This is a genomic window from Ottowia sp. (genome assembly GCF_047975795.1).
In the GTDB taxonomy this organism is placed as follows: domain Bacteria; phylum Pseudomonadota; class Gammaproteobacteria; order Burkholderiales; family Burkholderiaceae_C; genus Ottowia.
This window is the reverse complement of sequence record NZ_JBKEEE010000036.1, coordinates 132379-148585: the sequence shown is the minus strand read 5'-3', so window position 1 is coordinate 148585 and position 16207 is coordinate 132379. Positions and strand designations below refer to the sequence as shown.

General features: G+C 61.5%; 22 protein-coding genes. All 22 read right to left on the bottom strand.

Annotated elements, in window-relative coordinates; genetic code table 11:
• Positions 1-61: 61 nt before the first annotated feature.
• The 22 genes from hisF to ACK5NW_RS05545 all read right to left on the bottom strand — a co-directional run bounded on the left by hisF (position 62) and on the right by ACK5NW_RS05545 (position 16194).
• Positions 62-841, bottom strand: a complete 780-nt coding sequence (hisF, locus tag ACK5NW_RS05650) for an imidazole glycerol phosphate synthase subunit HisF (protein ID WP_416925923.1) — start codon at positions 839-841, stop codon at positions 62-64.
• A 121-nt stretch (positions 842-962) separates the two neighbouring features.
• On the bottom strand, positions 963-1274 hold the full coding sequence (locus ACK5NW_RS05645; RefSeq protein ID WP_416925921.1) for a hypothetical protein: 312 nt from the start codon (positions 1272-1274) through the stop codon (positions 963-965).
• 7 nt (positions 1275-1281) lie between these two features.
• The gene (locus ACK5NW_RS05640; RefSeq protein ID WP_416925919.1) at positions 1282-1707 is read right to left on the bottom strand and encodes a hypothetical protein; all 426 of its coding nucleotides are present in this window, start codon (positions 1705-1707) and stop codon (positions 1282-1284) included.
• Positions 1708-1870: 163 nt separating this feature from the next.
• Positions 1871-2617 (bottom strand): 1-(5-phosphoribosyl)-5-[(5-phosphoribosylamino)methylideneamino]imidazole-4-carboxamide isomerase, encoded by a 747-nt coding sequence (gene hisA, locus ACK5NW_RS05635; RefSeq protein WP_416925917.1) that lies wholly within the window; start codon positions 2615-2617, stop codon positions 1871-1873.
• An 83-nt stretch (positions 2618-2700) separates the two neighbouring features.
• Complete coding sequence (gene hisH / locus ACK5NW_RS05630; RefSeq protein ID WP_416925915.1) at positions 2701-3372, bottom strand: imidazole glycerol phosphate synthase subunit HisH; 672 nt, start codon at positions 3370-3372, stop codon at positions 2701-2703.
• A gap of 43 nt (positions 3373-3415) precedes the next feature.
• Positions 3416-4027: an imidazoleglycerol-phosphate dehydratase HisB gene (gene hisB / locus ACK5NW_RS05625; RefSeq protein WP_416925913.1), complete on the bottom strand. Its 612-nt coding sequence runs from the start codon at positions 4025-4027 to the stop codon at positions 3416-3418.
• Positions 4024-5139, bottom strand: a complete 1116-nt coding sequence (gene hisC, locus ACK5NW_RS05620) for a histidinol-phosphate transaminase (protein ID WP_416925911.1) — start codon at positions 5137-5139, stop codon at positions 4024-4026. Before hisC ends, hisB begins: the two co-directional genes overlap by 4 nt.
• Positions 5129-5584 (bottom strand): PIN domain-containing protein, encoded by a 456-nt coding sequence (locus tag ACK5NW_RS05615; RefSeq protein WP_416925909.1) that lies wholly within the window; start codon positions 5582-5584, stop codon positions 5129-5131. Before ACK5NW_RS05615 ends, hisC begins: the two co-directional genes overlap by 11 nt.
• Positions 5562-5798: a CopG family transcriptional regulator gene (locus ACK5NW_RS05610; RefSeq protein ID WP_416925907.1), complete on the bottom strand. Its 237-nt coding sequence runs from the start codon at positions 5796-5798 to the stop codon at positions 5562-5564. The genes ACK5NW_RS05615 and ACK5NW_RS05610 overlap by 23 nt, the downstream gene beginning before the upstream one ends.
• Before the next feature lie 108 nt (positions 5799-5906).
• The gene (hisD, locus tag ACK5NW_RS05605; RefSeq protein ID WP_416925905.1) at positions 5907-7226 is read right to left on the bottom strand and encodes a histidinol dehydrogenase; all 1320 of its coding nucleotides are present in this window, start codon (positions 7224-7226) and stop codon (positions 5907-5909) included.
• A 5-nt stretch (positions 7227-7231) separates the two neighbouring features.
• Entirely contained in the window at positions 7232-7897 is a 666-nt protein-coding gene (hisG, locus tag ACK5NW_RS05600; RefSeq protein ID WP_416925903.1) for an ATP phosphoribosyltransferase, read from the bottom strand.
• Positions 7894-9192, bottom strand: a complete 1299-nt coding sequence (gene murA, locus ACK5NW_RS05595) for a UDP-N-acetylglucosamine 1-carboxyvinyltransferase (RefSeq protein ID WP_416925901.1) — start codon at positions 9190-9192, stop codon at positions 7894-7896. Before murA ends, hisG begins: the two co-directional genes overlap by 4 nt.
• 70 nt (positions 9193-9262) lie before the next feature.
• Positions 9263-9508 (bottom strand): BolA family protein, encoded by a 246-nt coding sequence (locus tag ACK5NW_RS05590; RefSeq protein WP_416925899.1) that lies wholly within the window; start codon positions 9506-9508, stop codon positions 9263-9265.
• Positions 9509-9527: 19 nt separating this feature from the next.
• A complete protein-coding gene (locus ACK5NW_RS05585; RefSeq protein ID WP_416925977.1) occupies positions 9528-10268 on the bottom strand; it encodes an ABC transporter permease in 741 nt (246 codons plus the stop codon).
• A gap of 104 nt (positions 10269-10372) precedes the next feature.
• Positions 10373-11323 carry an ABC transporter ATP-binding protein gene (locus ACK5NW_RS05580; protein WP_416925897.1) on the bottom strand — a complete coding sequence of 317 codons (951 nt, stop codon included), beginning with the start codon at positions 11321-11323 and terminating at the stop codon, positions 10373-10375.
• 63 nt (positions 11324-11386) lie between these two features.
• The gene (locus ACK5NW_RS05575; protein ID WP_416925895.1) at positions 11387-11701 is read right to left on the bottom strand and encodes an STAS domain-containing protein; all 315 of its coding nucleotides are present in this window, start codon (positions 11699-11701) and stop codon (positions 11387-11389) included.
• Positions 11702-11732: 31 nt separating this feature from the next.
• Positions 11733-12377 carry an MlaC/ttg2D family ABC transporter substrate-binding protein gene (locus tag ACK5NW_RS05570; protein WP_416925893.1) on the bottom strand — a complete coding sequence of 215 codons (645 nt, stop codon included), beginning with the start codon at positions 12375-12377 and terminating at the stop codon, positions 11733-11735.
• Between the two features lie 201 nt (positions 12378-12578).
• On the bottom strand, positions 12579-13364 hold the full coding sequence (locus ACK5NW_RS05565; RefSeq protein WP_416925891.1) for a VacJ family lipoprotein: 786 nt from the start codon (positions 13362-13364) through the stop codon (positions 12579-12581).
• A 66-nt stretch (positions 13365-13430) separates the two neighbouring features.
• Positions 13431-13901: an outer membrane lipid asymmetry maintenance protein MlaD gene (mlaD, locus tag ACK5NW_RS05560; protein WP_416925889.1), complete on the bottom strand. Its 471-nt coding sequence runs from the start codon at positions 13899-13901 to the stop codon at positions 13431-13433.
• Positions 13902-13920: 19 nt separating this feature from the next.
• Positions 13921-14703, bottom strand: a complete 783-nt coding sequence (gene mlaE, locus ACK5NW_RS05555) for a lipid asymmetry maintenance ABC transporter permease subunit MlaE (protein ID WP_416925887.1) — start codon at positions 14701-14703, stop codon at positions 13921-13923.
• On the bottom strand, positions 14700-15545 hold the full coding sequence (locus tag ACK5NW_RS05550) for an ABC transporter ATP-binding protein (protein ID WP_416925975.1): 846 nt from the start codon (positions 15543-15545) through the stop codon (positions 14700-14702). The genes mlaE and ACK5NW_RS05550 overlap by 4 nt, the downstream gene beginning before the upstream one ends.
• 55 nt (positions 15546-15600) lie before the next feature.
• Positions 15601-16194, bottom strand: a complete 594-nt coding sequence (locus ACK5NW_RS05545) for a DUF1415 domain-containing protein (protein WP_416925885.1) — start codon at positions 16192-16194, stop codon at positions 15601-15603.
• Positions 16195-16207 lie beyond the last annotated feature (13 nt).

Sequence of the window (16207 nt, the reverse complement as noted above, 5' to 3'; positions counted from 1 at the left end):
CGCATGGGCGCAGCGCGGCACACGCTCACCATTCAGGTGCATCCGCCTCATCAACGTGGACTCAAACGCGCACCGCAATACCGCGTTCGGCCATGCACTGCTTGGCCTGAGCCACGGTGAAGTCACCGTAGTGGAAGATGCTGGCGGCCAGCACAGCGTCGGCCAGGCCGTATTGCACGCCGTCGGCCAAATGCTCCAGCGTGCCCACGCCGCCCGAGGCGATCACCGGCACCGGCACCGCCTCGGCCACAGTGCGGGTCAACTCCAGATCAAACCCGGTCTTGGTGCCATCTTTGTCCATGCTGGTGAGCAGGATTTCGCCTGCGCCGTAATCGGCCATTTGTCTGGCCCAGGCAATGGCGTCCAGCCCGGTGTTCTTGCGCCCGCCGTGGCTGTACACGTCCCAGCCTTCGCCACGCGCCATCACATCGTCGCCAAAGCGGCGCTTGGCATCAATCGCCACCACGATGCACTGCGCACCGTATTTATCTGACGCATCGCGGATCACCTGCGGGTTGGCAATGGCCGCTGAGTTGAAGCTGGTCTTGTCAGCCCCGGCGTTGAGCAGGCGGCGCACGTCGTCCACCGTGCGCACGCCGCCACCCACCGTGAGCGGAATGAACACCTGCGAGGCCACGGCCTCGATGATGTGCAAGATCACATCGCGCCCGTCGCTGGTGGCGGTGATATCCAGAAATGTCAGTTCATCCGCGCCCTGCTCGTTGTAGCGCGCAGCCACCTCGACCGGATCGCCCGCATCGCGCAGTTCGACAAAATTGACGCCTTTGACCACGCGACCGGCGGTCACGTCCAGACAGGGGATGATGCGTTTGGCAAGCATGAAAGTTGAAAAAAATCAGGGTTGAGGGGCCGTGAATTCGACCGTGTTCTAAAACAATACAACGCAGTCGCAGGTGCTGCACGCCCTGAAGCTTACCTAAATCCAGGTGCCCAGCGATCACTTAGCGGCGCTGGTGCCGCAGCCCAGCAGCCAACAGCAGCGTCGCCAGCACCAGCAGCATGAATGGTCGATTCACAGGCACCGGCGCAGGTGTTGAAACGGGTGTCACCACGCTGCATGGCAGATCACTGAAGCCAAGGTACGACACGCCCGGTGCGCCATCGGGCAGACCGGTATCGGCCGGGTTGGGCTTGGACAAGGCGTAAGTGCTGGCACCCGCGCTGCCCAGCTCCGCCAGCGCTGCCGATTCGGTACCCGTCACGCCGTAATACATGCTGAAGCGGACCGATGCCCCTGCCGCCAAATCACCCAAGTCCAGATCAAAAGTGGTGAATCGTCACCACAAACCGGAAGGTGTTGGCCGTGGCCGGTGCCACTGCGTGGGTCACACGAAACATGCCCGCACCGCTCGTCGCCGTGCTGACTGCGCTGGTAAAACTGTCAATCGTCACGGTGCTGCCTGTCACCGCCGCATGTCCCTCGGTGGATGTCAGAGTGTCGGCCAGCCCCCAGCCCTCGAAAGGGTAGTTGGCACCCACGATCTCAGTGCGCTCAGGCACGTCATAAAGCCCGTAATACACGTCCGATGTGGGATAGATGTAGCCCGGTGGCGTGCCTTTGGGCGCAATCAGCGCGCCATCGGGGCGCAACCCCAGCAATACCTGTTCGCCCGGACTTACCGGCGCAGCCAGCACCGCTTGTGCATGGGCACCTGTGGCACACGCCAAATTTGCAAACAAACCCAAAAGAACTAAAGAAAATTTCAATTTCATAGAAATTCCGCAGAATATCTAATCATAAAGTATGGAAATTTTCTTCAATCGCCCCAATCAGGTGGTGCCCTTGACGGCGCATCAGGCGGTGTATCTGGCGAGGATAGCGGCCAACACGCCGCCACGCCCGCTGCAATCAAGCTTGGCTGTCCAGCGCATCGGCCCTGGCCTGCGCCTTGGCAAAGTCCAGATCGCCCGAATAAATGGCCCGTCCGGCGATCACGCCCTCGATGCCCTCGCCCTCCACCGTGCACAGCGCCTCGATGTCGGCCATGCCAGCCAGCCCGCCGGAGGCGATGACCGGGATCGACAGCGCCTGCGCCAGCTTGACGGTGGCGTCGACGTTAATGCCGCTGAGCATGCCGTCTCGCCCGATGTCAGTGTAGATGATGCTTTCCACACCCCAGTCCTGGTATTTCTGCGCCAGATCAACCACCTCGTGCCCGGTCATCTTGCTCCAGCCATCGGTGGCGACCTTGCCGTCCTTGGCGTCCAGACCAACGATGATGTGGCCGCCAAAGGCGGTGCAGGCATCACGCAAAAAGCCGGGATTCTTCACCGCCGCCGTGCCAATGATGACGTAGCTGATGCCCGCGTCGATGTATTTTTCGATCGTGTCCAGATCGCGGATGCCGCCGCCCAATTGGACCGGAATCTCATCGCCCACCTCGGTCAGAATGGCTTTGATGGCGTTCAGATTTTTCGGCTTGCCTGCAAAGGCACCGTTCAGATCCACCAGATGCAGACGCCGCGCGCCCTGGTCGAGCCAGTGCGCGGCCATCTCGGCGGGCGCTTCGCTGAAGGTGGTGGATTGGTCCATGTCGCCTTGTTTCAGGCGCACGCAATGGCCGTCTTTGAGGTCAATGGCAGGAATGAGCAGCATGATGCGATAGCTAAAGGAAAACAGCTTTTGTGCTGATGAAAACTGCGAGAATTGCTATTGAATATATAGTCAATAGCAAGTGGTCACGGACTCCAGTGCAAGAAGTTGCGGTACAGCGCCAAGCCCTGATCGGCGCTTTTTTCAGGGTGAAACTGGGTGGCAAAAATATTATCGCACGCCACGGCGGAGGTAAAGCGCGTGCCGTATTCGGTTTCGCCTGCGCTGTGCGCTGTGTCAAGCGGCCTGGCATAAAAGCTGTGCACAAAGTAAAACCACTGGCCATCGGGCACTTGGCCCCACACCGGATGCGGGCGGTTTTGCCACACGCGGTTCCAGCCCATTTGCGGCACTTTGTAGAGACTGCCATCGGGTTGCTTGTGGCCCAGCAGATCAAACTTGATGACTTGCCCGCCAATCAGCCCCAGCCCGGGCGTGCCCTGGCCGTCACGGCCTTCAGCGCTGTGGTCGAGCAGCATTTGCATACCCACGCACACGCCAAACAGCGGTTTGCGCGCGGCGGCATCCAGCACCGATTCGAGCAAACCGGATTCGCGCAACTCACGCATGCAGTCGCCCATGGCACCCTGGCCGGGCAACACCACGCGGTGGGCGGCGCGCACCGCGGCCGGGTCAGCAGTGATGACGGCGTTGACGCGCGTGTCGGCGGTGGCGTGGATCACCGCCTGCGCCACCGAGCGCAGGTTGCCCATGCCGTAATCAACCACGACAACGGTTTGGTTTGCTACTGAGTTCATAGCTGTCTACGCTTTACATACAAGCGATACAGGCCGATTTAGCTTATAAACTACCCTTGGTGGACGGAATCTGCCCCGCCGCGCGTGCATCCGGCGTCAGGGCCATGCGCAGCGCGCGGCCAAAGGCTTTGAAGATGGTTTCGGCCTGATGGTGCGCATTCACGCCCTTCAGGTTGTCGATGTGCAGCGTGACCTGCGCGTGGTTGACAAAGCCCTGAAAGAATTCGTGCAGCAACTGGGTGTCGAAACCACCCACCATGCCGCTGGTAAAGCACACGTCAACCGCTAACCCAGGGCGGCCTGAAAAATCGATGACCACGCGCGACAGCGCCTCGTCCAGCGGCACATAGGCGTAGCCGTAACGGGTAATGCCGCGCTTGTCACCCACGGCTTTGGCCACCGCCTGGCCGATGGTGATACCCACGTCTTCCACTGTGTGGTGGCCGTCGATGTGCAAATCGCCTGCGGCCTGCACGTCCAGATCGATCATGCCGTGGCGGGCGATTTGGTCGAGCATGTGGTCAAAAAAACCAATGCCGGTGTTCAAACTGGCGCGGCCCGTGCCGTCCAGGTTGAGGCGAACTTTGATCTTGGTCTCGGCCGTGTCGCGCGCGACTTCGGCGACTCGATCAGAACGGATGGGGATGGTGGTCATAAGGTGGCTTGCAATGCGGCCAGCATGTGCGTGTTTTCGCTTTCGGTGCCCACCGTCAGGCGCACGCATTGGGCCAGCAATGGGTGCATTTTAGAAACGTTTTTGATCAGCACGCCACGCGCGCGCATGCCCTCGAAGGTTTTTGTCGCATCGGGCACACGCACCAAAATCATGTTGCCCTCGCTGGGAAAGGCCACCGTCCCGGGCATCTGGCCCAGCGCGACCAGCAGGCGCTGGCGTTGGGCGCAGATGTCGGCCGCCTGCTGGGCAAACACCTCGGCATGCTCCAGCGCGAACAGCGCGCACTCGGCGTTCAACACGCTGATGTTGTAGGGCGGGCGCACCTTGTCCACCTGGGCGATCAGCGCCGCATCGCCCATCATGTAGCCGATGCGCACGCCCGCCAGCCCAAATTTACTGAGGGTGCGCATCACCAGCACGTGGCGGTGTGCTTCAGGCGCAGCGCGGGCATGGTCGATCCAGCTTTGGGCGGCAAAAGGCTGGTACGCCTCGTCCATCACCACCAGGCCACCTTGAGCGCCTTGCGCATCGATCAGGCGCTGGATGACGCCCGCATCCCACAGCGTGCCGGTGGGGTTGTTGGGATAAGCCAGGTACAGGATGGCTGGGCGGTGCTGGGTAATGGCAGCCCGCATCGCCACTTCATCCAGCGCAAAGTCGGCCGTCAGCGGCACGCCATGAAAGGCCAGTCCCTGCAACTGCGCGCTCATGGCGTACATCACGAAACCCGGCACCGGGGCCACGATGGCCGCGCCCGGCACGTCGCAGGCCATGGCCAGCAGGCTGATCAGCTCGTCTGAGCCGTTGCCCAGCATCAGCGCCCAGCCTTCGGGCGGCTGGGCGTGGGTGTGCAGCGCGGCTTTCAAGTCATCAAGCCGCGCACCGGGGTAACGGTTGATGGCCACCGCGCCCAATCGCTGCCCCAGCTGGGCCTGTAGCGAGGGTGGCAGCGGGTGGGGGTTTTCCATCGCGTCCAGCTTCAGCAAGCCTGCCGAATCCTGCACGGCATAGGCGTGCATGCCCTGCACGTCGGTGCGGATGCGGGCCAGCGGGTCAGCAGCGGCGTTGGGGATAAAGGCTTCAACTGACATGGTATTCAGGCAAGTCTTGAGGGCGCACCAGGAAAGGGTTGAGCACCTGCACCGCATCAAAGTGCTGTTGGTGCTGCATATCCTCACTCAACAACACATTGCAGCCCTGCTGCTGGGCAGAGGAGACGATCAGCGCGTCCCAATAGCTGAGCGCATAACGATCCTGCAACGCCCAGGCACCGTCGATGGTGTAGGTGTCCAGGTGCGGAGGCTGCCACTGGCGCAGGTTGCGCACCTGCGCACGCGCCTGCTGCACCGGCATGGTGGCGCGAAATTTGGTGATGGCGTTGTTGTAAAACTCGTTCAGCACCTGGGTGCTGATGCGGCCCGCTCCTTCAGTCCAGCACCAGCGCAGCCACTCGCGCGCCTGCGTTTGTTTGGCAGCGTCGCGCTCGTCCACCGCGTACAGGTGGACGTTGGTGTCAACGAAAACGAGCGCGCTCATACAACTCGTCGCGGCCCAGGTACGGCCCGTCACTGGCACCCCAGGACTCGAAGCGCAGTGCTGCGCGCATGGCCTGCGCGTAGGCATCGTCCTGGCGCATCTTCTCGGCCAGCATCTCGCCAACCATGCGCGAAACGCTGCTGCCGCGCTTGGCGGCCTCGATGCGCGCCCACTCAAGCACGCCATCGTTGACGGTAATGGTGACGTTTTTCATTCAATTGAGTTTACACGAAATTCGTGCATCACGAAATTATTGCAGCGCGAGTTGGCAGCGATTGTGCGACGTCAACCCTCGGATGAGATGCACTTTGGTGGCCGCACCTCAGCGCTTCAGCCGCATTTCAGCCGCGCCCGCATGCGCCTGCAAACCCTCGCCGCGCGCCAGCACACTGGCAATGCGGCCGAGTTTTTGCGCGCCTTCGGCGCTGACCTCGATCAGGCTGCTGCGTTTTTGAAAGTCGTACACGCTCAAGGGGCCTGAAAAACGCGCCGTGCCGCTGGTGGGCAGCACGTGGTTGGGGCCTGCGCAATAGTCGCCCAGGCTTTCGCTGGTGTAGGCACCGAGGAAGATGGCCCCAGCGTGTTTGAGCAGCGGCTCCCAGCGGTGCGGTTCGCGGCTGCTGACTTCCAGGTGTTCGGGTGCGATACGGTTGCTGAGGGCACACGCCTCTTGCATGCTGCGGGTGTGGATCAACGCGCCGCGATCCGTCAGGCTTTTGGCGATGATCTCGGCGCGCGCCATGGTGGGCAGCAGGCGGTCGATTTCAGCCTGCACGTGGTCGATGTAAGCAGCGTCGGGGCTGAGCAAAATGCTTTGCGCCAACTCGTCATGCTCGGCCTGGCTGAACAGATCCATCGCCACCCAGTCCGGCGGCGTGCTGCCGTCGGCCAGCACCAGGATTTCAGACGGGCCGGCAATCATGTCGATGCCCACGGTGCCAAACACGTGCTTCTTGGCGCTGGCCACGTAGGCATTGCCGGGGCCGGTGATTTTGTCCACCTTCGGGATCATGGCGGTGCCATAGGCCAGTGCGGCCACGGCTTGCGCGCCGCCGATGGTGAAGGCGCGCGTGACGCCCGCCACGTGCGCGGCGGCCAGCACCAGCGGGTTGCGTTCGCCTTTCGGCGTCGGCACCACCATGATGATTTCAGCCACACCGGCCACGTGGGCCGGAATGGCGTTCATCAGCACGCTGCTGGGGTAAGCGGCCTTGCCGCCGGGCACGTAGATGCCGACCCGATCGAGCGGCGTGACTTTCTGACCCAGCAGGGTGCCGTCCTCGTCGCGGTAGGTGGCGGTTTCGCCACCCTGGCTTTTTTGCCATTCGTGGTAACGCCGTACGCGGGCAGCGGCTTGCTCCAGCGCGCTGCGCTGCTCGGGCGGCAGGCTGTCGAAAGCGGCTTGCAACTCGGCGGTGGTCAGCTCCAGCGCGGCCATGTGGTCGGTTTGCAGGCCATCAAAGCGCGCGGTGTACTCCAGCACTGCGGCATCGCCGCGCTGGCGCACGTCGGCCAGGATGTTCGCCACGCGCTGCTCGATCGCATCGTCCTGCTCGGCGCTCCAATGCAGGCGGGCCTGAAATCTGGCTTCAAAATCAGCTTCAGAGCTTGACAGGCGTACTGGAGAAGCTATGAATTTCATAGTATTCAAACCGTTGTAATGGCGGCAGCAAAGGTGTCGATGATGCGGCGAATCGGCGCAGTTTTCAATTTCAACGCGGCCTGATTGACCACCAGGTGCGAGCTGATGTCCATGATGTGTTCCACCTCAAGCAGGTGATTGGCCTTGAGCGTCTTGCCGGTGCTGACCAGATCGACAATGGCGTCGGCCAAACCAGTGAGCGGAGCCAGCTCCATGCTGCCGTAGAGTTTGATCAAATCAACGTGCACGCCTTTTTCAGCAAAAAACTGGCGTGCCATGGCGGTGTATTTGGTGGCCACGGTGATGCGCGAGCCTTGCCGCACGGCGCTGGGGTAGTCAAACCCGGCGGGTACGGCCACGGCCATGTGGCATTTGGCGATTTGCAAGTCCAGCGGCTGGTACAGACCCACGCTTCCAAAGGAGCCATCCTGATTCGCACCGTGCTCGATCAGCACGTCCTTACCCGTCACGCCCAGATCGGCCCCGCCGTATTCCACATAGGTGGGCACGTCAGAGGCGCGCACCAGCACCACGCGCACATCGGGCTGGTTGGTGGGCAATATCAGCTTGCGCGATTTTTCGGGGTCTTCCAGCACCTCGATACCCGCAGCGGCCAACAGCGGCAGGGTTTCATCGAAGATGCGGCCTTTGGACAGGGCCAGAGTAATCATGTCGAAATCCTCTCGATATCCGCCCCTACGCCGCGCAGTTTTTCTTCCATCTGGTCGTAACCACGATCAAGGTGGTAGATGCGGTCGACCAGCGTTTCACCTTCAGCCACCAGGGCCGCAATGACCAGGCTGGCCGAAGCGCGCAAATCGGTGGCCATGACGGTGGCCCCCGACAGCCTGGCCGCACCGTCGATCATGGCGTTGCGGCCATCGACGTGGATGCCAGCGCCCAGACGCACCAGCTCGTTGACGTGCATGAAGCGATTTTCAAAAATGGTTTCGGTCACCATGCTGGTGCCTTGGGCCACGCAGTTCAGCGCCATGAACTGCGCCTGCATGTCGGTAGGAAAACCAGGGTATTCGGTGGTGCGAAAGCTTTGCGCCGCAAGCGCGGCCGCCCCGGCGCTGCGCACGCGCAAGGCGCAAACGTCGTCGGCAGCGGACGTGTCCACGGATTGAATCTGCACGCCCGCTTCGGTCAGTTTTTCAATCACCGCATCCAGATGATCGGCGCGGGCGTGTTGCAACACCACGTCGCCGCCAGTGGCGGCCACAGCGCATAAAAAAGTGCCTGCCTCGATGCGATCAGCCACCACATGATGCGTGCAGCCGTGCAGGCGCTCCACACCCTGAATGCGAATGCGGCTGGTGCCCTGCCCTTCAATGCGCGCGCCCATTTTGATGAGCATCTCGGCCAGATCCACGATCTCGGGTTCTTGCGCGGCGTTTTCCAGCACCGTCTCGCCCTCGGCCAGGCAGGCGGCCATGAGAAAGTTTTCGGTGCCGGTCACGGTGACCATGTCGGTGCTGATGCGCGCGCCCTTCAGACGTGTTTGCCCTTCAGGCAGGCTGGCCACCATGTAACCATGCTCGACCACGATGTCGGCCCCCATGGCCTGCAAGCCCTTGATGTGTTGATCGACCGGACGCGAGCCAATGGCGCAGCCGCCGGGCAGCGACACCCTGGCACGGCCAAAGCGCGCCAGTAACGGCCCCAGCGCCAGCACCGAAGCGCGCATGGTCTTGACCAGCTCATAAGGCGCTTCTGGTGTGATGGGATCGGCCGCGTGAAAGCTGATACCTCCGCGCTCACCATGCGTTTCGGTCTGCACGCCCATGTGGTCCAGCAGACGGCGCATGGTGCGCACATCTTGCAGGCGCGGCACGTTGATGAGCCTGACTTGCTCATCGGTCAGCAGCGTGGCGCACATCTCGGGCAGCGCGGCGTTCTTGGCTCCTGAGATCAACACCTCGCCGTTCAAGGAACGGCCACCACGGATCAGCAATTTGTCCATAACTCAGTTTTACAATTAAAAACGGCTTTTACGTTACAACCATCTACTCAATACGCTATCAAATCGATAGTTATTGAGAGCTGGCCGCAGCCCATTCAGCGGGCGTGAAGGTTTTCATCGACAAGGCGTGCACGGCGTCGGTCTTCAGGTGATCGCCCAGCGTGGCGTACACGCGCTGGTGGCGCGCAATGAGGCGCTTGCCCTCGAACTCGGGCGAGACGATGGTGGCAAACCAGTGGCGGCCATCGCCCTCCACCGTCAGGTGTTCGCACGGCAGGCCCGCAGCAATCAGGGCTTGAATCTGTTCAGCAGTCATAAAACAATCACATCAAAAATCAATAGCGCAGCTTGTAGCCGGTGTGCAACAGGCGCAGCGTCAAGCCCGTCACGGCCAGCAAAGAACCACCGGCTACGGCCAGACTGAGCCAGGGCGAGACATCGCTGACGCCAAAAAAGCCATAGCGAAAGCCGTCGATCATGTAAAAAAACGGGTTCAGATGGCTTAAGGTTTGCCACACGGCGGGCAGCGAATGGATGGAATAAAACACCCCCGCCAAAAACGTGGCGGGCATGATGATGAAGTTCTGAAACACCGCCATCTGGTCAAACTTGTCGGCCCACAGTCCGGCCAGCAGGCCCAGCACGGCCATCATGCCCGCGCCCAGCAGCGCAAACACCGCCACCCACAGCGGCGCAGCCGCTTGCGGTGGTGCATACAACAGCGTCACCACGTACACCCCCACGCCCACCAGCAGGCCACGCAGCACCGCTGCACCGACATAGGCCACAAACCAGTGCCAGGCCGACAACGGCGTGAGCAGCGTGAACACCAGGTTGCCCATGATCTTGCTTTGCACCAGGCTGGAGGCGCTGTTGGCAAAAGCGTTTTGCAGCACGCTCATCATCACCAGACCGGGCACCAGAAAAGCCACGTAGGTGACGCCGGGGTAAACCTGCACGCGCTCGCTGAGCACGTGACCAAAAATCATCAGGTACAGCACCGAAGTCAGCACTGGCGCGGCAATGGTTTGCAGCGCCACGCGCCAAAAGCGCAGCACCTCTTTTTTCAGCAGCATCTTCCAGCCGTCGTCCGGCGCTTGTGGCGCTTGCAAGCGCGGCGACAGCGGCGGCAACGGCGTCACCGATGGTGGTGAAGATGTGGCAGATGAAGGTGCCGTGCTCATGCCGCTTCCTCCAGCGTGCCGAAATTCGATGCCGATGGCGCGTTCATCAGCGCAATGAACACGTCTTCCAAGTCGGCCTTGCGAATCTCGACATTTTCGGCCTGCACACCGGCCTGGCGCAGCGCGGCCAGATGGCTTTCAATGTCTTGCGGGCTGTCGGCGGGCAATTCAACAATGCGCCCCGTCACGCGCGCCAGCGTGGCCAGTGCAGGCGGCAGAGCCTGGTCGGTCTTGAAATGCAGCACGCTGGACGACGCAGAATTGAGCAGCGTGCTGGTGTTTTCCAGCGCAATCACGCGCCCGCGCTTGAGCATGGCAATGCGGTCGCACAGCGCCTCGGCCTCTTCCAGGTAATGCGTGGTCAGCAGCACGGTGTGGCCCTTGCGGTTGAGGTCGGCCACAAACTGCCACAGCGTCTGGCGCAATTCCACATCCACCCCGGCGGTGGGTTCGTCCAGCACGATCACCGGCGGCTTGTGCACCAGCGCCTGCGCCACCAGCACGCGGCGCTTCATGCCGCCGGACAGCATGCGCATGTTGGCTTGTGCCTTGTCGGCCAGGCCCAGACCGGTCAGCAGCTCATCAATCCAGGCGTCGTTGTGGCGCAGCCCAAAGTAACCGGACTGAAACACCAAGGCTTCGCGCACCGTGAAAAACGGGTCAAACACCAGCTCTTGCGGCACGATACCTAAATGACGGCGCGCCTGCACATAGTCAGTTTGCACATCGTGGCCGTACACCTTGACGTGGCCCGAACTGGCACGCGCCAGCCCCGCCAGAATGGAAATTAGCGTGGTTTTACCCGCACCGTTGGGGCCGAGCAAACCAAAAAATTCACCGGCCTGAATGTCGAAATTGACATCGTCCAGGGCTTTGAAGGGTTGGGAGCCGGGTTTGCCAGAGGCCGGATAGACCTTGGACACCGACTGAAAAGAGATCGCGGGCATGAAGCCGCTTATTTTACTTTTCTGTCCGCCCGCGTGCTGACCGGCGCAGGCTGGAGGGTGGACTCAGGCGCTGACTTCGGCCGCCTGATCTACCGCCAGCCCTACCATCTCGGGCGCGTGCAGCAAATCGGCGATGCCGTACAGCTTGGCAAGATCTTGCAAGCGCGCTGGCACGCCGCGCACTGCAAAGCTTTTGCGATCCAGCAGGCTTTCGCGTCGCAGCGCCAACAGCACGGCCAGCGCAGACGAATCAAACCGGGCCAGCGCCGTGGCATCCACCAGCATGTCGGGTGTTTTTTCTGCCTGCGCCGCTTGCAGCAGCATGTTCAGGCAGGTTTCGGCCTGTGGGTGGGTCAGCTCGGCAGGCAACACCAGCATAGGGAGCTTTGCTCGGCCTCAGGTCAGCGCATCAGGCCGCATTGGCCTTGTTGCGTTCTTCCAGCAGCTTGATCAGCCCATCGATGCCCGAGGCATTGATTTGCTGGGCAAACTGGGGACGATAAGTGTCGACCAGCCACACGCCCATCACGTTCATGTCGTAAATCTTCCAGCCTGCACTCTGGCCACTGGTTTTTTCCATGCGGTAGTCGATCTGCACCGGATCACCCCGGCCTTTGACCAGTGTGCGCACCAGCACCTCTTTGTCACCAGCACCGCCGCGCATGGGGCGTACCTCAATGGTCTGATCAGACGCCCGCCGGAGCGCGCCTGCATAGGTGCGCACCAGCAGCGTTTTGAACTCTTGTTGCAATTGTTGACGTTGATCCGCCGTGGCACGCCGCCATGCCGGGCCGGTGGTGGCGGCGGTCATGCGCGTGAAATTCACATACGGCATGATTTTGGCGTCCACCAACGTCATCATGTGCTGAATGTCGCCGCCTTGCACCTGCTGATCGGTACGGGCGGTTTGTAACACCTCGTTGGACAGGCGCTGGATCAGCGCATCCGGCGCTTCATCGGCGGCCCATCCGGGCGCAGACATGCCCAATGCCCCCATAGCAAATACGCTGGACACGACGGTAGAAACAAACGTGCGACGATTCAACTGACTCATAAGTATTCATTCCCTGATGGAGACATTCCATCTGAAGCGTTATAGATTTTGCCAAGGCCCGCAGGTTCCCGCAGCAGGCGGCAACTTGCGGGTCATTGTGTTGCGGGTGTGACTTGGCAGGTGTAACTGTGCGTAGCACTGGGCACGGCACACGCCGTGAAAATGCCAGCCAGCCACTTGCTGCGTTACGTCTGCGTTACGTTACGGCTCGCGCCTGGAACTGCCCGGTGCAAAAGGGGCCGTCGGCGGTGGATCCAGGTCGTAGCGCTCTTCTGGCGTCGCCGAACTGTCGTCATCTACCCGGTGCACACGCCGCTGCAAATGCGCTTCGCGCCGCAAGGTGTAGGGGTCGAGCGCGGCCGCGTCCAGCAAGTCACCCGCCTCCAGAAAGCGCGCCCGCACATCCACGATGCCCAAAGCGGTTAGCCCGTACATCCAGCCTTTGTCATTCATCTGGCTCAAAGGGTAGCCATACCAATCCACCGGCAAAGCCGCTGCATCACGCAACGTGAACGACCCCAGAAACGGCAGCACCACGTAAGGCCCCGCGGGCACGCCCCAGTAACCCAGGGTCTGACCAAAATCTTCGCGCTGCTTTTCCAGCCGCATCTCGCTGGCCGGATCCAGCACGCCGCCCAGGCCCATGGTGGTGTTGATGGCGACACGCCAGAACGAGCTGAGCGCCGCCTCTGGCTTGGCCTGCAATACATTGTTGACCAGCGACCACGCATCGGCCATGTTGCCAAAAAAGTTGCCCACGCCAGTGCGCACCATGCTAGGCACCACATCCTGATAGACCGTGGCCACAGGCTTGAGCACCACCTTGTCCACGCCGTCGTTGAACTCGAACACCGTCCGGTTGACCGACTCCCACGGATCACGCGGATCGGGCGATTGCACCGTGGCGCATCCCGTCAGCGCCGCCAGTGCCACAGCACCCAGAGTCACCGCCGCCCGGCGCCATGAAATGATGGATAAAAACTTCATAAATATTCTTTTTTCACCAGCACTTGACTGGTTTTTTTGTCTGGCATTTTGATTTCGCCATAGCCCTTACTTGCTGCCCGGATCACTGGCGGCGGTGTTGAACAAAAACTGGCTGATCAGGTTTTCCAGCACCACCGCTGACTGCGTACGGCTCACATTATCACCGGCAGCCCAGTTTTCGTCTTCGGCCCCCGGCTCTATACCGATGTACTGGTCGCCCAGCAAACCACTGGTCAGCACTTTCAGACTACTGTCTTTGGGAAACTGGTAGCGCGTCTCCATATCGATGGCAATCTTGGCCTGAAAGCGCTCTTCGTCAAAGCCAATGTCCGCCACACGGCCCACCACCACACCCGCGCTGCGCACGGCTGCTTTGGGCTTTAAGCCTCCAATATTGTCGAAGTTGGCCGTAATCCGGTAAGTGTTCTGAAAATTCAGCGACAGCAAATTGGCCGACTGCAAGGCCAAAAATGCCAGTGCCGCCACGCCCAGCATCACAAACAGCCCTACCCAGACGTCGTTTTTGGATCGTCCCATACGCGTTTTCTCCTTCGCCTTAACTGGCGAACATCAATGCCGTGAGCAAAAAGTCCAGCCCCAGCACCATCAGCGAAGCCACCACCACCGTGCGCGTGGTGGCCTTGGCCACCCCATCCGCTGTGGGCTTGGCCCGATAGCCTTGCAACAGCGCCACAAACGTCACCGCCACGCCAAACACCACGCTTTTGATGACGCCATTGCCCAAATCGGCCCACCAGTCCACGCTGGACTGCATCTGGCTCCAGAACGCGCCAGGATCGACGCCAATCAGCGGCACCGCCACAATCCAGCCCCCCAGTACACCCACGGCGCTGAACACCGCCGTCAGCAACGGCACCGTGATCACCCCGGCCCAAAAGCGCGGGGCCACCACACGCTGCACTGGGTCGATCGCCATCATTTCCATGGCCGATAACTGCTCGCCCGCTTTCATCAAGCCAATTTCAGCCGTCAACGACGTGCCCGCGCGGCCCGCGTACAGCAGCGCCGTAATCACCGGCCCCAGCTCGCGCAGCAGCGACAGTGCCACCATCATGCCCACTGCCGCCGACGAGCCGTACCGGTCCAGAATGTTGAACCCCTGCAAGCCCAGCACAAAGCCCACAAACAGGCCCGACACCGCAATCACCGCCAGCGAATAGTTGCCCAAAAAATGAATCTGGTCGCGCACCAGCGCAAAGCGCCGGAACGTCGGCCCGAACAGGCGCACCAGTTGCACGAAAAACCGCGCGGCATAACCAATATCAGCCAGCCCGGTGCGCACGGCATGGCCCACGTCTGACGGACGCCACCAGCTCATGACCGCGCTCCCACGCCAAAATCCTGCTCGACCGACGGGCCAGGGTAGTGAAAACGCACCGGCCCTTCCACCGCCATGCCAATGAACTGCTGCACCAGCGGGTCGGTGCAGGCGCGCACCTCGGCGGGCGTGCCCGCCATCGCCACCTTGCCATGCGCCAGAATCACCACATGATCGGCAATGGTCAGTGTCTCGTGCACGTCGTGCGACACCAAAATACTGGTCACGCCCAGTGCGTCGTTCAACTGACGGATCAGCGACGCCGCCGTGCCCAGCGAAATCGGGTCAAGCCCGGCAAACGGCTCGTCGTACATCACCAGTTCAGGGTCCAGCGCAATCGCGCGCGCCAGGGCCACCCGGCGCGCCATACCGCCTGAAATTTCAGATGGCATCAAATCACGCGCGCCGCGCAAACCCACCGCATCGAGCTTCATCAGCACAATGTCGCGAATCAGCGCTGGCGGCAGCCGGGTGTGCTCGCGCAAGGGGAAAGCCACGTTCTCGAACACCGACAAATCGGTGAACAGCGCCCCAAACTGGAACAGCATGCCCATGCGCCTGCGCGCGGCATACAACTGCGCCTGGGACATAGCCCCCACGTCCTGCCCAGACAGCAGCACCTGCCCCGACTGCGCGCGGCATTGCCCGCCAATCAGCCGCAGCACCGTGGTCTTGCCGCCACCGGATGCGCCCATTAATGCCGTGACCTTCCCCTTGGGCACTACCAGCGACAGCCCGTCCAGCACCGGACGTTCGCCGTAGCCGAACGTCACGTCGCGCAAAGCCACCAGCAAATCACTTGCCGGTGTGGATGATGATGAAGGTGATGCAGTCACTGGCACAACAAACAAGCCGCCAGTCCAAGCTGCGGCTTTACAGGGTTTTCACCCATTCTATCTACTCAGCGCCCTGCTTGTAACAAACATCCGATGGCCCCACATCCAGCGCCTGCCAACCTTGTTCACCCAGTTTTTCCAGCGTGGCGATGTTGGCCTCATAAATCATCTCTGCCTCAGGGAAAGCAGCCACGGCGCGGTCGATACTGGCTTCGCGAATCAGGTGCAGCGTGGGATACGGCGCTCGGTTGGTGGCGTTGCTGATGTCGCCCTCATCCGTGCCGGCAAACTGAAAGCGCGGGTGAAACGGCGCAATTTGCAGCACGCCTTGCAAGTCCAGCGCGGCCAGTTCAGCGTCCGCCTGGGGTAAAAAGAAATGCATGTCCAGAAAATCGGGCCACAGCCTGGGGGCGATCAGCAGCGTGGTTTCACGCTGGGCCGCATCGGCCTGAGCCAGCGCCTGCAACTCGGTGCGCAGATCGACCAGCAGCGCCACCTCATCCGTGGCATCGCTCACGGCGTAGTGGACTTGCCCTTTGACGTGCGGAGCCTTGGCAAACGGGCACAGGTTCAGGCCGATCACCGCGCGCTCCAGCCAGCGGCGGGTGTCGGCCATGGCGGTAGCGTGCAGGTCAGCAGCGTTCAACTTGGTCATACCGCAATTACAC

Excerpts from the sequence above, each read along its gene's own strand:
- hisF (WP_416925923.1), bottom strand. The coding sequence starts at position 841 with ATGCTTGCCAAACGCATCATCCCCTGTCTGGACGTGACCGCCGGTCGC.
- hisA (WP_416925917.1), bottom strand. The coding sequence starts at position 2,617 with ATGCTGCTCATTCCTGCCATTGACCTCAAAGACGGCCATTGCGTGCGC.
- hisH (WP_416925915.1), bottom strand. The coding sequence starts at position 3,372 with ATGAACTCAGTAGCAAACCAAACCGTTGTCGTGGTTGATTACGGCATG.
- hisB (WP_416925913.1), bottom strand. The coding sequence starts at position 4,027 with ATGACCACCATCCCCATCCGTTCTGATCGAGTCGCCGAAGTCGCGCGC.
- hisC (WP_416925911.1), bottom strand. The coding sequence starts at position 5,139 with ATGTCAGTTGAAGCCTTTATCCCCAACGCCGCTGCTGACCCGCTGGCC.
- ACK5NW_RS05615 (WP_416925909.1), bottom strand. The coding sequence starts at position 5,584 with ATGAGCGCGCTCGTTTTCGTTGACACCAACGTCCACCTGTACGCGGTG.
- ACK5NW_RS05610 (WP_416925907.1), bottom strand. The coding sequence starts at position 5,798 with ATGAAAAACGTCACCATTACCGTCAACGATGGCGTGCTTGAGTGGGCG.
- hisD (WP_416925905.1), bottom strand. The coding sequence starts at position 7,226 with ATGAAATTCATAGCTTCTCCAGTACGCCTGTCAAGCTCTGAAGCTGAT.
- hisG (WP_416925903.1), bottom strand. The coding sequence starts at position 7,897 with ATGATTACTCTGGCCCTGTCCAAAGGCCGCATCTTCGATGAAACCCTG.
- murA (WP_416925901.1), bottom strand. The coding sequence starts at position 9,192 with ATGGACAAATTGCTGATCCGTGGTGGCCGTTCCTTGAACGGCGAGGTG.
- ACK5NW_RS05590 (WP_416925899.1), bottom strand. The coding sequence starts at position 9,508 with ATGACTGCTGAACAGATTCAAGCCCTGATTGCTGCGGGCCTGCCGTGC.
- ACK5NW_RS05585 (WP_416925977.1), bottom strand. The coding sequence starts at position 10,268 with ATGCTGCTGAAAAAAGAGGTGCTGCGCTTTTGGCGCGTGGCGCTGCAA.
- ACK5NW_RS05580 (WP_416925897.1), bottom strand. The coding sequence starts at position 11,323 with ATGCCCGCGATCTCTTTTCAGTCGGTGTCCAAGGTCTATCCGGCCTCT.
- ACK5NW_RS05575 (WP_416925895.1), bottom strand. The coding sequence starts at position 11,701 with ATGCTGGTGTTGCCTGCCGAGCTGACCCACCCACAGGCCGAAACCTGC.
- ACK5NW_RS05570 (WP_416925893.1), bottom strand. The coding sequence starts at position 12,377 with ATGAGTCAGTTGAATCGTCGCACGTTTGTTTCTACCGTCGTGTCCAGC.
- ACK5NW_RS05565 (WP_416925891.1), bottom strand. The coding sequence starts at position 13,364 with ATGAAGTTTTTATCCATCATTTCATGGCGCCGGGCGGCGGTGACTCTG.
- mlaD (WP_416925889.1), bottom strand. The coding sequence starts at position 13,901 with ATGGGACGATCCAAAAACGACGTCTGGGTAGGGCTGTTTGTGATGCTG.
- mlaE (WP_416925887.1), bottom strand. The coding sequence starts at position 14,703 with ATGAGCTGGTGGCGTCCGTCAGACGTGGGCCATGCCGTGCGCACCGGG.
- ACK5NW_RS05545 (WP_416925885.1), bottom strand. The coding sequence starts at position 16,194 with ATGACCAAGTTGAACGCTGCTGACCTGCACGCTACCGCCATGGCCGAC.